The sequence below is a fragment of the Streptomyces sp. iso_384 genome, assembly GCF_056172905.1.
Genome location: NZ_JBWBTT010000001.1, coordinates 495,149 through 509,282 on the forward strand (window position 1 = coordinate 495,149; position 14,134 = coordinate 509,282).

At 71.8% G+C, this 14,134-nt stretch carries 14 protein-coding genes; 9 read left to right on the forward strand and 5 right to left on the reverse strand.

Annotation, left to right across the window (positions count from 1 at the left end; genetic code table 11):
• Positions 1–145: 145 nt before the first annotated feature.
• The gene (locus tag AC0VY3_RS02270) at positions 146–1,267 is read left to right on the forward strand and encodes an alpha/beta hydrolase (protein WP_475548776.1); all 1,122 of its coding nucleotides are present in this window, start codon (positions 146–148) and stop codon (positions 1,265–1,267) included.
• Between the two features lie 33 nt (positions 1,268–1,300).
• Here the strand turns inward: AC0VY3_RS02270 and AC0VY3_RS02275 are convergent, their stop codons facing one another.
• Positions 1,301–2,485: an ABC transporter ATP-binding protein gene (locus AC0VY3_RS02275; RefSeq protein ID WP_475548777.1), complete on the reverse strand. Its 1,185-nt coding sequence runs from the start codon at positions 2,483–2,485 to the stop codon at positions 1,301–1,303.
• A 152-nt stretch (positions 2,486–2,637) separates the two neighbouring features.
• On the opposite strand from AC0VY3_RS02275, the gene AC0VY3_RS02280 reads away from it, so the two are divergent.
• The 4 genes from AC0VY3_RS02280 (at position 2,638) to AC0VY3_RS02295 (ending at position 6,357) form a co-directional block, all read left to right on the forward strand.
• On the forward strand, positions 2,638–3,381 hold the full coding sequence (locus tag AC0VY3_RS02280; protein ID WP_475548778.1) for an ABC transporter permease: 744 nt from the start codon (positions 2,638–2,640) through the stop codon (positions 3,379–3,381).
• 3 nt (positions 3,382–3,384) lie between these two features.
• Positions 3,385–4,059, forward strand: a complete 675-nt coding sequence (locus AC0VY3_RS02285; protein ID WP_030087921.1) for an ABC transporter permease — start codon at positions 3,385–3,387, stop codon at positions 4,057–4,059.
• A gap of 90 nt (positions 4,060–4,149) precedes the next feature.
• The gene (locus AC0VY3_RS02290) at positions 4,150–5,121 is read left to right on the forward strand and encodes an ABC transporter substrate-binding protein (RefSeq protein WP_475548779.1); all 972 of its coding nucleotides are present in this window, start codon (positions 4,150–4,152) and stop codon (positions 5,119–5,121) included.
• Between the two features lie 120 nt (positions 5,122–5,241).
• On the forward strand, positions 5,242–6,357 hold the full coding sequence (locus tag AC0VY3_RS02295) for a hypothetical protein (protein ID WP_475548780.1): 1,116 nt from the start codon (positions 5,242–5,244) through the stop codon (positions 6,355–6,357).
• Between the two features lie 13 nt (positions 6,358–6,370).
• Here AC0VY3_RS02295 and AC0VY3_RS02300 read toward each other — a convergent pair whose 3' ends face one another.
• Both AC0VY3_RS02300 and AC0VY3_RS02305 read right to left on the reverse strand, forming a co-directional pair.
• Positions 6,371–7,513 (reverse strand): NADH-quinone oxidoreductase subunit D, encoded by a 1,143-nt coding sequence (locus AC0VY3_RS02300; RefSeq protein WP_103507681.1) that lies wholly within the window; start codon positions 7,511–7,513, stop codon positions 6,371–6,373.
• 38 nt (positions 7,514–7,551) lie between these two features.
• Positions 7,552–8,553: an SAM-dependent methyltransferase gene (locus AC0VY3_RS02305; RefSeq protein WP_475548781.1), complete on the reverse strand. Its 1,002-nt coding sequence runs from the start codon at positions 8,551–8,553 to the stop codon at positions 7,552–7,554.
• A gap of 96 nt (positions 8,554–8,649) precedes the next feature.
• Here AC0VY3_RS02305 and AC0VY3_RS02310 point away from each other — a divergent pair, with 96 nt between their 5' ends.
• The 3 genes from AC0VY3_RS02310 (at position 8,650) to AC0VY3_RS02320 (ending at position 11,259) form a co-directional block, all read left to right on the forward strand.
• Positions 8,650–9,852, forward strand: coding sequence for a sensor histidine kinase (locus tag AC0VY3_RS02310; protein WP_103507682.1), 1,203 nt, complete (start codon positions 8,650–8,652; stop codon positions 9,850–9,852).
• 105 nt (positions 9,853–9,957) lie between these two features.
• Positions 9,958–10,632: a response regulator transcription factor gene (locus tag AC0VY3_RS02315; RefSeq protein ID WP_103507684.1), complete on the forward strand. Its 675-nt coding sequence runs from the start codon at positions 9,958–9,960 to the stop codon at positions 10,630–10,632.
• An 18-nt stretch (positions 10,633–10,650) separates the two neighbouring features.
• The gene (locus tag AC0VY3_RS02320) at positions 10,651–11,259 is read left to right on the forward strand and encodes an AAA family ATPase (RefSeq protein WP_258047057.1); all 609 of its coding nucleotides are present in this window, start codon (positions 10,651–10,653) and stop codon (positions 11,257–11,259) included.
• Positions 11,260–11,286: 27 nt separating this feature from the next.
• On the opposite strand, the gene AC0VY3_RS02325 is transcribed toward AC0VY3_RS02320, so the two are convergent.
• On the reverse strand, positions 11,287–12,399 hold the full coding sequence (locus tag AC0VY3_RS02325; RefSeq protein WP_103507683.1) for a DUF5937 family protein: 1,113 nt from the start codon (positions 12,397–12,399) through the stop codon (positions 11,287–11,289).
• Positions 12,400–12,502: 103 nt separating this feature from the next.
• Between AC0VY3_RS02325 and AC0VY3_RS02330 the strand changes: the two genes are divergently transcribed.
• Positions 12,503–12,676 carry a hypothetical protein gene (locus AC0VY3_RS02330; protein ID WP_475548782.1) on the forward strand — a complete coding sequence of 58 codons (174 nt, stop codon included), beginning with the start codon at positions 12,503–12,505 and terminating at the stop codon, positions 12,674–12,676.
• Between the two features lie 135 nt (positions 12,677–12,811).
• On the opposite strand, the gene AC0VY3_RS02335 is transcribed toward AC0VY3_RS02330, so the two are convergent.
• The gene (locus tag AC0VY3_RS02335) at positions 12,812–13,966 is read right to left on the reverse strand and encodes a threonine aldolase family protein (protein WP_242742191.1); all 1,155 of its coding nucleotides are present in this window, start codon (positions 13,964–13,966) and stop codon (positions 12,812–12,814) included.
• Positions 13,967–14,134 lie beyond the last annotated feature (168 nt).

The window sequence follows — 14,134 nt, forward strand, 5'->3', positions numbered from 1 at the left end:
CGGAGCGAGGGTTCACCCACATTCCGGAAATTTCCCTCTCCTGTCCCTTTCAGCCCTTCCTTGTTCTCTTCCTTGTCCCCCTTCCTGTCCTTCTTCCGTTCCTCGCACCGCGCCACTTGTACGGAATCGCAGAGAAAGCTCACTCATGGGTCTCACCAGCACAGCAGTCCTCGCCGTCGTGGCGGTGCTGGCCGTCGCGCTCTTCGCCGCCACGGTCCGGTTCTGGCCGCGTCTGGCCCGGCCCGGCGCCGCCGCGGTGTCGGGCCGGATCGGGCTGCTCCTGGCGACCCAGCTGACGCTGTTCGCGGCGGTGGGTCTGGCCGCCAACAACGCCTTTCTCTTCTACGGTTCCTGGGCCGACCTCTTCGGCCGGCAGCAGGAGCTCGGCGTGGTCTCCGACCATGCGGGGAACGGGCCCGGCTCGCGGCACATGACGCGGATCGACACCCAGCACCCGGACGTGCCGGGGGGCCGGGTGCCGGCGGTCGGCGGGCGGATCGACAAGGTGGTCGTCTCGGGGCGGACCTCGGGCATCGAGTCACCGGCGTACGTCTATCTGCCGCCGGAGTACTTCCAGGCGGCCTACGCCGGGCGGACGTTCCCGGCGGTCGTGGTCCTCACCGGCTATCCGGGCACGGCGGAGAACCTGCTGAAGGGGCTGCGCTATCCGCAGACCGCCCACGAGCGGGTGAAGGCGGGCAAGGCGCAGCCGATGATCCTGGTGATGCTGCGGCCGACGGTCGCGCCGCCCCGGGACACCGAGTGCGTGGACATTCCGAAGGGCCCGCAGACCGAGACGTTCTTCGCGAAGGACCTTCCCGAGGCCATCTCCGGGTCCTACCGGGCCGGGAAGAAGGCCCGTAACTGGGGCATCGTCGGCAATTCGACCGGCGGCTACTGCGCGTTGAAGATCGGGATGCACCACCCGGACCGGTACGCGGCGAGCGCCGGGCTCTCCGCGTACTACAAGGCCGCCGAGGACCCGACGACGGGCGATCTGTTCCAGGGACAGGACGAGCTGCGCGACCGCGCCGACCTGATGTGGACCCTGGAGAACCGGCCGCCGTCCGGCGGTTCGTTCCTGGTGACGACGTCGCGGGAGGGCGAGGACAACCTCGGCGAAACGATGAAGTTCATCGAGAAGGTGAAGGCGCCCGCGAAGGTGTCGTCCATCGTGCTGGACAGCGGCGGGCACAACTTCACGACCTGGCGGCGGGAGATCCCGCCGGCCCTGGAGTGGCTGAGCGCCCGCCTCAGCGAGAACTGAGCGTCCGCGCCGGCGAGCGCCGGGCGCCGTCGCTCAGCCGCTCGGAGTGATCGTCGCCACCGTCTCCACGGCGACCTCGGCGCGCGGTACGTCCTGGGCGTCCGCGTCGATCGAGCGGCGCAGGGCCTCGTGCAGCCGGGCGGGGGTCAGCACACCGAGGAAGCGGCCCTCGCTCTCCTTGTCGATGACCGCGATCCAGCCCGCGTCGTGCTGGAGCATGGTGGCGAAGGCCTGCTTGAGGGGCGCGCCGAGCGGAAGCCAGGCCTCCATGCGGCGGGCGTGTTCGCGGACGGTGCCCTTGGCCGTGGTGTCGGCGGTCGCGTCGGCGGGGATCCAGCCGTGGAGGTTGTCGCGGCCATCCAGGACGACCGCCCAGCGCGCGCCCTGGGACCTGAGCCGTTCGGTGGCGGTGGTCAGCGGATCGTCGAGGTGGACGACCGGCGGCTGGTCGAGGTCGCTCTCCTCGATGGGCGTCACCGAGAGCCGCTTGAGCCCGCGGTCCGCGCCGACGAAGTCGGCCACGTACGGGGTCGCGGGGGCGCCGAGCACGGTGGCGGGGGAGTCGAACTGCTCGATGCGGCCCTGCCCGTAGACGGCGATCCGGTCGCCGAGACGGACGGCCTCCTCGATGTCGTGGGTGACGAACAGCACGGTCTTACGGACCTGGGCCTGGAGTTTCAGGAATTCGTTCTGGAGCCGTTCGCGCACGACCGGATCGACCGCGCCGAAAGGCTCGTCCATCAGGAGAACGGGCGGATCGGCGGCCAATGCGCGTGCCACGCCCACGCGTTGACGCTGGCCGCCGGAAAGCTGTTCCGGATAGCGGTCGCCATAAACGGATGGATCGAGTCCGACGAGATCGAGGAGTTCGGCGGCGCGTTCGCGTCCCTTTCCACGCTTCCAGCCGAGCAGATGGGGAACGGTCGCGGTGTTCTCCAGCACGGTCTTGTGCGGGAAGAGGCCCACCTGCTGGATCACATAGCCGATGCGGCGGCGCAGTCGGACGGGGTCGATGGTGGATATGTCGTCCCCGTCGAGGAATATCCTGCCCTCGGTCGGTTCGGTCAGCCGGTTCACCATCTTCATGGTGGTCGTCTTGCCACAACCGGAAGGTCCGACGAGCGTGACCAGTTCACCCTCGGCGACCTCGAAGGAAAGGTCGTCGACGGCCGTGGTGCCGTCGGCGTACCGCTTGGTGACGTGCTCGAAACGGATCATGGTTCCCCATTGTGGAGGGCGTTCTGTGAAGGGCATGTTGCCGGAATGCGACAGCCTCCGCGATTGTCAGTGGTCGAGGATAGGCTCGCCAGTCATCAGTTCGATCCGGGGCGATCCGGGTCGGCGGGAGGAAAGCAGGAGGTGAGGGGCGGATGGCCGAGCAGAGTTGCCTGGTGACGAACGACTGGATCTGCGGGGAGTATCTCCGCTCCCGCAGCCAGGAGTTGACCGATGCGACCGTGCAGCACGTCGGGATCACGGTGGTCTCGGTGCTGATCGGGCTCGCGGTCGCCTTTCCGCTGGCGCTGCTCGCCCGCCGGGGCCGGCGGTTCGCCGGACCGGTGCTCGGGCTGACGACCGTGCTCTACACCGTGCCCTCGCTGGCGATGTTCTCGCTGCTGCTGCCCCTGTTCGGGCTGTCGGCCGCGCTCGTCGTCACGGGTCTGGTGCTCTATTCGCTGACCATCCTGGTGCGCAACATCCTGGCGGGGCTCGAAGCGGTGCCGCAGGAGGCCAGGGAGGCCGCCCGCGGTATGGGGTACGGCCCGGCGCGGCTGCTGTGGGAGGTGGAGCTTCCGCTGGCGCTGCCCGCGGTGATGGCGGGGCTGCGGATAGCCACCGTGTCGACGGTCGCGCTGACCACGGTCGGCTCGCTCGTCGGCAAGGGCGGCCTCGGCAATCTCATCGAGGACGCGCTGCCCAGCTTCTTCAAGGCCCAGGTGCTCACCGCCTCGGTGCTGTGCGTGCTGCTCGCGGTCGCGGCGGACCTGCTGCTGCTCGGCCTCCAGCGGCTGCTGACGCCCTGGACCCGGATATCCGGGGCGGTCGTCCCGCCGTCCGGCCCGGTGAAGGCGGAGGCGTCCGCGTCCGCCCCGGCGAAGGTGGAGGTGGGCTGACCCGTGGGAGTCATCGGCGACGCCTGGACCTGGCTGACCACCGGGGCCAACTGGTCGGGGGACGGCGGGGCCGCGCACCGGCTCGGCGAGCATCTGTACGTGAGCGGGGTCGCCCTCGCGGTGGCCTGCGCGATAGCTCTGCCGCTCGCCCTGTATCTGGGGCACATCGGCAGGGGCGGCGCGCTCGCGGTCAACATCTCCAACGTGGGGCGGGCCGTACCGGTCTTCGCGGTGCTGGCCCTCTTCATGGTCACGCCCCTGCGCAACTCGGGGTACTGGCCCACGATCATCGCGCTGGTGCTGTTCGCGGTGCCGCCGCTGCTGACCAACGCCTATGTCGGCATGCGGGAGGTGGACCGGGCGGTGGTGGAGGCCGCGCGCGGCATGGGGATGTCGGGCGGGCAGCTCTTCTTCCGGGTCGAGCTGCCGCTCGCCTACCCGATGATCATGACCGGGCTGCGGTCCGCCGCGGTCCAGGTCGTGGCCACCGCGTCGATCGCCGCGATGGTCGGCCTCGGCGGTCTGGGCCGGATCATCACCGCCGGGTTCAACACCTACGACACCGCCCAGGTCTTCGCGGGCGCCGTCCTGGTCGCCGGTCTCGCCCTGCTGGTGGAGGGCGTGCTGGTGGCGCTGGACCGGGCGCTGTCCCCGCTGCGCCGCCGCAGGCCCGCGTGAGCGCGCCTCTTTCCACCGGTCGCCATCACCTCTCCTCTCGTCATCTTTCTTCTGGTCACTTTTCTTCTGTTCGGACGGAGAACAACACTTATGAGCAGGACCTCGCGGATAGCCGGAGCGGTCATCGGCATGGCGGCGCTGGCCGGGTCGCTCGCGGCCTGCGGCGGCGACAGCCTGGAGAAGGAGAAGGGCGGCTCGGGCTCCTCGGCCGGTGACGGGAAGAAGGGCTCCCTGGTCGTCGGCTCGGCCTCGTTCACCGAGTCCAAGGTGCTCGCCGAGCTGTATGCCCAGATCCTGGGCGACGCCGGATACAGCACCTCGATCACCACGGTGAAGAACCGTGAGCTGTACGAGCCCTCGCTGGAGAAGGGCGAGATCGACGTCGTACCGGAGTACGCGGCCACGATCGCCGAATTCCTCAACGCCAAGGTCAACGGGGCCGATGAGGCCCAGGCGAAGCCGGTGGCCTCCGGGGACGTCGAGGCGACGGTCTCCGCGCTGAAGCAGCTCGCCGAGCCGCTGGGTCTCACGGTCCTCCCGGCCGGGAAGGCCGTCGATCAGAACGCCTTCGCGGTCTCGAAGGAATTCGCCGAGAAGAACAGCCTGAAGACGCTTTCCGATCTGGGGAAGTCGAAGATCAAGGTCAAGGTCGCGGCGGGCGACGAGTGCGAGGTGCGGCCGTTCTGCGCACCCGGTCTGAAGAAGACGTACGGCATCGACGTCACCGGGATCGACCCCAAGGGCGTCGGCACCCCGCAGTCCAAGCAGGCCGTTCGTGACGGCAAGGTCCAGCTGGTCCTGACGACCACCACGGACGCGGTGCTGGACGGGCTGGTGTTCCTGGAGGACGACAAGAAGCTCCAGAACGCGGACAACGTCCTTCCCGTGCTGAATGCCAAGGACGCGGGTGCGCCGGAGATCGCCGACGCGCTGGGCAAGCTCACCGCGGCGCTCACCACGGAGGATCTCGCCGAGCTGAACCGGAAGGTCGACGCCGAGCGGGCCAAGCCGGCCGATGTGGCCAAGGAGTATCTGGAGTCGAGGGATCTGATCAAGAAGTAGTTCTCGATCCATAGGCAAAGGGCCGCGGAGTGGGCTTCCGGGGGGCCGCGAGGTAACCGGCGGGGAACAGATTGCCGGGCGGCCCCCCAAGTGGCGCGCACACACGGTAAATTTCAGGCCATGCCACGTGGACGCCACCGCCATTCGCCGCCCCTCCACAGAATCCTGCCGCCTTCCGTGGTGGCGGGAGTGCCGGTCGCCGGTGCCGCAGGCGCCTGGCTGCTGGCCGAACCCCTGGTCCTGCGCGGCCTGGTGGCCGCCGTGGCGGCCGCCGCCGTGACCGGCGCGTATCTGATGCGCAGCTGGGACCGGGCGGCGGGGCTGCGGGTCGCCGAGCTGACCCGGGCCCGCGCCAGTGACGAATGGCGGGCCGAGGAGCGGATAGCCGAGCTGGAGCAGGATCTGGAGGAGTCGCGCGAGCTGCGCACCCGTCTGGAGACCAAGCTCCGCCGCAAGCGCGTGGAGCTCGCGGGGCTGCGCGGCGAGCACGCCGGACTGCTGCGCCGTTACGCCAACGCCGAGACCGAGCGGGCCAGCGCGCTGGAGGGCCGCAGGCAGCTCGCCATCGAAGCCGCGTCCCCCAAGGAGCTGCTGCCCGCGCGGTCCACGCCGACCCCCGAGTCCTACCGCCGCGCGGACGAGGCCCTGAAGAACCTCACGCGCAACGCGGCGCTCCAGGAGACCCGTCGGACGGTGGAGGCGGTCCGGCAGCGGCAGCTGGCCGTCGCGGACCGGAACCGGAACACGGAGGCGGAGGGCCCGCAGGGGAAGCACGCGGCGGCCACCGGGGCGGGCGCGCACTCGGACCACCAGCACCGCCGCCCCACGACCACCCAGCCCGCCCCGGCCACCGAAGCCGACGCTCTTCCGCGTGCGGAGACCCCGGTCACCGAAGCCGACGCTCTTCCGCGTGCGGAGACCCCGGCCTCCATCGCGCCGGTGCGGGTGCCGCGCGCGATCGCGGCCGCCTCGGCCGTCGTCCCGTACGCCGCGCGCCGCCAGCCGGTCCCCCAGGGCAACTTCGACTTCTTCGGGTCCCAGCACGCCCAGAAGACGAACGCCGCGATCGAGTCCGTGCAGAACGAGGACCTCGCGGACGTCGTCGGTGAGGAGGCGCTCGCCGCCCACCGCACGGGAACGGTGCCGAACCAGGCCGTCGGCAAGGTCATCGACCTCACCGCGCACGACGAGACCGAGCAGATCGACGTGGCGCAGCTGCGCGGCGCGGTGTCCTGACGCGGAAGCCCCGCTACTTGTCGATGTCCCCGACGACGAAGAACAGCGAGCCCAGGATCGCCACCATGTCGGCGACCAGGGTGCCCGGCAACAGCTCGGTGAGCGCCTGGATGTTGTTGAACGAGGCGGAGCGCAGCTTCAGCCGGTAGGGCGTCTTCTCGCCCTTGGACACCAGGTAGTAGCCGTTGACGCCGAGCGGGTTCTCCGTCCAGGCGTAGGTGTGGCCCTCCGGGGCCTTGAGCACCTTGGGCAGCCGTTGGTTGATCGGCCCGGGCGACAGCTCGGCCATCCGGTCCAGACAGGCGTCGGCCAGGTCCAGGGCGTTGAGGGTCTGCTCCAGCAGGCACTCGAAGCGGGCCAGGCAGTCGCCCTCGGCCCGGGTGACGACCTTCAGGGTGTCCTGGAGCTCCCCGTACGCGAGATACGGCTCGTCGCGCCGCAGATCGAAGTCGACGCCCGAGGCACGGGCGATCGGCCCCGACACCCCGTACGCGTGCACCGCCGCGGCGGACAGCACGCCCACGTCGCGCGTACGGCCCCGGAAGATCTCGTTGCCGAGGACGAGGTTCTCGTACACGTCCATGCGGGAGCGGACGGAGGCGACGGCGTCCCGGACCCGCCCCGCCCAGCCCGCCGGGACGTCCTCCTTGAGGCCCCCCACCCGGTTGAACATGTAGTGCATCCGCCCGCCGGACACCTCCTCCATCACCGCCTGGAGCTCCTCGCGCTCCCGGAAGGCGTGGAAGACCGGGGTGATGCCGCCGAGTTCGAGCGGGTAGGAGCCGAGGAACATCAGGTGGTTGAGGACCCGGTTCAGCTCGGCGAGCAGCGTCCGCGTCCAGACCGCGCGCTCGGGGACCTCCATGCCGAGCATCCGCTCGACGGCCATCACGACGCCCAGCTCGTTCGAGAACGCGGAGAGCCAGTCGTGGCGGTTGGCGAGCATGACGATCTGCCGGTAGTCGCGCGCCTCGAAGAGCTTCTCCGCGCCCCGGTGCATATAGCCGATGACCGGCTCCGCGTGCTGGACGCGCTCGCCGTCCAGCACGATCCGCAGCCGGAGGACCCCGTGCGTCGAGGGGTGCTGGGGACCGATGTTCAGCACCATGTCGGTGCTCTCCGCCGCTCCGCCGATGCCGATCGTCGTCTCCGTCATGCGGGACAGTATTCCCTGCCGCCGCCGTGCGAGGGCGGTCACCCGGGTTCCGGCAGCCCCACCCGGTGCAGCAGCCAGCCGAAGTCGCCGAGGCCGCCGCGGGCGGTCAGCTCCGCCGCCTCGCCCGCCGCCGACAGCGCTCGTACGTAGCCCGCCGGATCGGCGGCGGCCAGGCTCAGCGGCGGCCGGTCGCCCCCGACGCCCAGGCGGCGCAGCACCGCCCGCTGGTCGGTCAGTTCGGTGCTCGCGTGCGGTACGGCCGAGGACACCGCCGCCGCGCAGGCGTCCAGCGCCACATGGGCCGTCAGATCGCAGGAGCCGTCCGGCACCGGACGCGTCTCGCGCCCGTGCCGGAAGCCGGTCAGCGTCCCGAAGGGCGGCCGGGCGTCCCGTACGTGCGCGTAGTCCACCGCCACCGCGAGCCCGGCGGCCAGCGAACCGGCCGCGGCCGCCCACGCCTCGTCCCGGGAGCGCCCGATCTCCGCCCGCTCGCCCGGCGCGGACAGCGGCCACCAGCGCTCCAGCCACGCCGCGTCCGCCCCGGTCACGGCGGGGCCGAGCCGCTCCGCGCCGTCCGAGGTGCGCACCTGGACGTACCGGGGGACGCCGTCCGCGTCCGCCTCCGCCACCGCCGCCGGAACGTTGTCCAGCCACTCGTTGGCGAACAGCAGCCCGGTGGTTCCGGAGGGCGGCTCCGCGCACCACTCGATCCGGGGGTCCAGGCCCGGCGGCCGGGCGGCGACCTCGACGGCGTACGGGGTCACCTCCAGCCCTTCCGGCAGCGCGGCCAGCACTCCGGTCAACAGCTCGCCGCGCCCCGCCCCGACGTCGACCAGCGCGACCGTGCCGGTCGCCAGCTCGCGTGCGATTCCGGTCAGCAGCCGGGCCACCGCCGCCGCGAAAAGGGGCGAGGCGTGGACCGACGTACGGAAGTGGCCGGCGGGCCCCTCCGGGCTCCGCAGCAGGCTGCGATAAAAGCCCTCATGTCCGTACAGGGCGGCCTGAGCCGCCTCCCGCCACCCACGCCACTCGTCCGTCACATGGGCAAGTCTCCACCTTGGGGAGTACGGTCCCAGTACCCGGATCGACCCTCCGGTTGACCCGGGCACCGATCCGCTGTCCCTACGCTGGGTTACGTGCAGCGCCTCTACGATTTCATCCGCAGACACCCGACGGGCGTCGACGTCTTCTGGGCCGTCTTCCTCCTCGGGCTCTCCGGCGTGTCGATGGCGTCGGGCATGTACGACGCGGGGCGCGAGGAGATCGTCGCCGTTCCGGTGGTGCTGGGGCTCTCCACGGTCGTGGCGCTGCGCCGCAAGGCGCCGGAGAGGATGCTGCTGCTCGCCATCCTGGTGGGCGTCGTGCAGCTGGTGTTCAACGTACGGCCGGGCATCGGGAACTTCGCGATGCTGGTGATCACGTACACCGTGGCCACGGTCGGCGAGCGCTGGGCGTCCCGGCTCGCCCTGATCTGCAGCCTGAGCGCGGCGGCCCTGTCCCAGCTGCGGTGGGAGGCCGAGCCCGGCGGTTCCTGGGCCCAGGTGATCTTCGTGACGGTCATCATGACCGTGCCGTTCGTGCTGGCCTGGGTGCTCGGGGACTCGCTGCGGACCCGGCGCGCCTACTTCGACCAGCTGGAGGAGCGTGCCGCCCGCCTGGAGCGGGAACGCGAGGCGCAGTCCAAGGTCGCGGTCGCCGCCGAGCGGGCCCGGATCGCCCGCGAACTGCACGACGTCGTCGCGCACAACGTGTCCGTGATGGTCGTCCAGGCCGACGGCGCCGCCTATGTCATGGACGCCGCCCCCGACCAGGCCAAGCAGGCCCTGGAGACCATCTCCAGCACCGGCCGCCAGGCGCTCGCCGAGATGCGCCGGCTGCTCGGGGTGCTGCGCACCGGCGATGCCCCGGAGAGCGGCGAGTACGTTCCCCAGCCCGACGTCGAGCAGATCGAGGACCTGGTCGCGCAGGTGCGGCAGACCGGCCTGGAAGTCGACTTCAAGGTCGAGGGCACCCCCCGCCCGCTGCCCAGCGGCGTGGAGCTGACCGCGTACCGCGTCGTGCAGGAAGCCCTGACGAACACCCGCAAGCACGGCGGGCCCGACGCCGGGGCCAGCGTCCGGCTGGTCTACTTCGACGACGGCCTCGGGCTGCTGATCGAGGACGACGGCCGGGGCGCGGCGCACGAGCTGTACGAGGACGGCGGCGCGGACGGCGCCGGGCACGGGATGATCGGGATGCGGGAGCGGGTCGGCATGGTCGGAGGCACCCTGGACGCGGGTCCCCGGCCCGGCGGCGGCTTCCGGATCAGCGCGCTGCTGCCGCTCAAGCCCCCGGGCTGACCGGGCCGGGTCCGGCCTTCCACGGCCGCCGAAGCCACCAGGGCCACCACGGCCACCACGACCGACCGATCGACCGACCTCAGGACAGGACACGTTCCCATGACCATGGCCATCCGCGTGATGCTCGTCGACGACCAGGTGCTGCTGCGGACCGGCTTCCGGATGGTGCTCGCCGCCCAGCCCGACATGGAAGTCGTGGCCGAGGCCGGGGACGGGGCCGAGGCGATCGAGATGCTGCGGTCCACCGCCGTCGACGTGGTCCTGATGGACGTCCGTATGCCCCGGCTGGACGGCGTCGAGGCGACCAGCCGTATCTGCGCGCAGCAGGACCCGCCGAAGGTGCTCATCCTGACCACCTTCGACCTCGACGAGTACGCCTTCTCCGGGCTGAAGGCCGGGGCCAGCGGCTTCATGCTCAAGGACGTACCGCCCGCCGAACTGCTCGCCGCGATCCGCTCGGTGCACAGCGGCGACGCGGTCGTCGCCCCGTCCACCACGCGCCGGCTCCTCGACCGCTTCTCGCCGATGCTGCCCAGCAGCGACAAGGAGCCGAAGAACAAGCACATCGGCAAGCTCACCGAGCGCGAACGGGAAGTCATGCTCCTGGTCGCCCAGGGCCTGTCGAACGGCGAGATCGCGGCCCGGCTGGTGCTCTCCGAGGCGACGGTCAAGACGCACGTCGGCCGCATCCTCACCAAGCTGAACCTCCGCGACCGGGTCCAGGTCGTCGTCCTCGCCTACGAGACCGGCCTGGTCCGGGCCGGCGGCGGCGCGGGCTGAGAGCGGGGGAGGCAGGCCGTGGGCACGCTGCTGTGGATCAACGGGCCGTTCGGCGGCGGCAAGACCCAGACCGCGTACGAGCTGCACCGGCGGCTCCCCGGCAGTGTGGTCTGCGACCCCGAGCACATCGGCTTCGGGCTGCACCGGACGCTGCCGCCCCGGCTGCGCGGCGACTTCCAGGATCTGGCGTCCTGGCGCTCCGGGGTCCGTGAGGTGCTCGGCCTCGCCCTGGAGCGGCACCCGGGGCCGGTGATCGTGCCGATGACGCTGGTCGACCCGGGGTATTTCGCCGAGATCGTCGGACGGCTGCGCGAGGACGGCCACACCGTCCACCACAGCGCCCTCCTCGCCGACCGCGCCACCGTTCTGCGGCGGCTGCGCGAACGCGGTCTCGGTCGCGGGCTGAAGCGGGAGAGCTTCGCCGTGAGCCGGCTGGACGACTGCCTGGAGAGGCTCGCGCGCCCGGAGTTCGCCCTTCACATCCGTACGGATGGGGTGACGGTCCCCCAGGTGGCGGACCTGGTGGCCGGGGCCGCGGGCCTGACACCCGTGCCGGACACGGGCGGCCGGCTGCGGCACCGGCTGCGGCGGACCTGGACGGGCGTGCGGCACATCCGCTTCGACTGAGGCGTTCGCTGCCGACTGCGGGCGGGCTCAGCGCAGGACGCCCTCCAGGAAGTCGCTGCCGAGCCGGGCCACGACCGTCAGGTCCAGCTGGTGGAGGACGTAACGGCCCCGGCGGCGCGTCGTGACCAGGCCCGCCTTCTTGAGCACCGAGAGGTGGCGGGAGACCTCGGGGGAGGTGATGCCGTTGGATTCGGCCAGCTCACCGGTGGTGTACGGGGAGCGGGCCAGATTGCGGCAGAGCCGCATCCGCATCGGGTGGGCCAGGGCCTCCATCCGGCGCTGGAGCTGTTCCACGGTGGCGGGCGACGGCAGGTCGGGCAGATGGACCGGGTAGTGGATCACCGGCCGCCAGCCCGGGGCGTGCAGCACCATCAGATGCGGCCAGCCGAAGCTGGTCGGGACGAACGTCAGGCCGGGGCCGACGCCGGGGTCGACGGCGGTGGTCCGGCCCTCGGACAGCTTGTCGATGCTGATCCGGCCCGCGTCCTCGTCCAGCGTCACGGCGGCTGACACCGCGCCGACCGCTTCGGCCAGCCCCTTGCGGCGCAGCAGTTCCGTCTTGTGGCGGGCGTCGGCGACCAGCTGCACGGAGGCCCGGCGCCAGGTGTCGGCGAAGAACGCCTGGTCGCAGTCCTCGAAGAGCCGCCGGATCCAGCCGCGTACGGAGACGGGGTCGGCCAGCAGCCGCCGGGTGAACTCCACCTGCTGCGGACCGCGCGCCGCCGCCAGCTCCAGGGCGCGGGCCCGCATCGCCGCGTCGCTCAGCGGTGACGGCGCCCCGGCCCCGTAATGGGTGGCGCAGGTGAACTCCAGGGCCGCGGCGACGAACCGCTCGTCGTCCATCCGGTCGAGCAGATCCAGGTCCTCGGCGAGCGTCGCCCCGGTCCTGCCGTCGCCGCCCCGGAGCCCGGAGAACGGCATGAACACATCGGAGAAGGTGTTCCGCCAGAGGAACTCCGCCTCCAGCATCCGGTCCGCGAGGTCGGCCTCCAGGGCCGCCGCGGTCGCGGTGGCCCAGCCGTGCAGCCCCGGGTGGTGGCCGGGCTCGGAGAGCGCGTGCAGGGCGAGGCCGAGTTCGGCCAGCGGGGAGGTCGCGAAAACGACGCGGTCGGCGGGCAGTCCCGCGATGTCTATGTGCACGCTCACCTCTCCATAGTGGGGGTACGCGCACGGGGCGTCGTGCCATTTGACGGGGGCCGTCAATCCGCGCGCGGCACCGCCGTGACCTGCGCAGGCTGTCCGCATGACCGCTCTTCAGCAGCACCTGCTCGACACCTGCCGCGCGGCCCGCCTGGCCCAGCCCGCACCCCCGCCCCCGGGCCGCCACGACCGCACGACCCTGCAAGCCCTGTACCGCCACCTCCGCCCCGCCGCCTCCAGCCCGTCCGGCACCACACCAAGCCCGTCCGGCGCTTGAGGACGGAACCCTGGGCCTGGAGACCGACCACTGGGCAGGACCCGGCACATCCAGCCCGTCCGGCGCTTGAGGACGGAACCCCGACCCCCGGGGGCCGGCCACTGGACAGGACCCGCCCCCAAGCCCCCCCCGCCCCTACCCCACGTACCGCACGAACCCCGCCACCGCCTCCCGCACATCCTCCGCCGACCACTCCAGCCCCGCCCCGGCCACCGTCACCTCCGTGACCGAGACCCCGGGCGGCAGCCCCGACCCGGGCGCCCCCGCGAACCACCGCCGGAACAACGTCACCCCGGTCTCCTCGGCCTGCCGCACCGACGCCTCGTCCAGCACCTCGGTCCCGTACGGCAGCCAGACCTGGAACTGATGCGTGTGCGGCGGCTCCGGACGCACCCGGAACCACGGCACCCCCGACGCCGCGAACCCCTCCGCCAGCGCCCCGGCCACCACCTTCGCGTGCGCCACGAACGTAGGAAGCCTCGGCAGCTCCCGCTCCAGCCCGATCAGCGCGGACAGGGCCGCCGGGTACTGCTGGAAGAGCTGACCCCCGTACCGGTGGCGCCACACCCGCGCCTCCTCCACCAGCGTCGAAGGGCCCGCCAGCACCGCCCCGGACAGCCCGTCCAGCGACTTGTAGAACGACACGTACACGCTGTCCGCCAGCGCCGCGATCTCCGACAGCTCCCGCCCGAAGTGCGGACCGCACTCCCACAGCCGCGCCCCGTCGAAGTGGACCACCGCGTCCCGCTCCCGGGCCGCCTCCACCACCGCCGTCAGCTCCTCCCAGGACGGCAGGACGAACCCGGCGTCCCGCAGCGGCAGCTCCAGCATCAGCGTGCCGAACGGCTCAGGGAACTCCCGGACCTCGTCCGCGCTCGGCAGCCTCGGATCGGACGTCGGATGCACCGTGCGCAGCCCGCTCACCACCCCCAGCGCCCCGCCCTCGTGCAGCTCCGGATGGGACAGGGGGTGCAGCGCCACCGTCGCGTCGCCCGTACGCCCCGCCCAGCACCGCAGCGCGACCTGCTGCGCCATCGTCCCGGTCGGGAAGAACGCGGCCGCCTCCATCCCGAGCAGCCCGGCCACCCGCCGCTCCAGATCGGCGACGACCCCGCCGCCGTACACATCGGTCCAGTCCTCCGGATCGTGTACGGACGCGGCACCGGCCGCGAGCGCCGCCAGCCGCTCGCCCAGCGTGCCGTCCGCGCCCACCCGGGCCAGCACCCGCCGCGACCCCCGCCACGCGGTCAGCCTGCGCCGCCGCTGCTCCTGCTCATCCATCGTCGCCATGGGACGATCATCACCCGGACCTCCGACAGCGCGCCCGCGGTATTCCGTCCCGTCCGGAAAGTTATCCACAGGCTGTGGGCAGGGGCGGGGCTTCCCCGAAACGCTGGCGTAGCATGCAGAGAAATCGTCCGGTACCCCCCGCGGACTGGAACGGAAGGCCATCGCCGC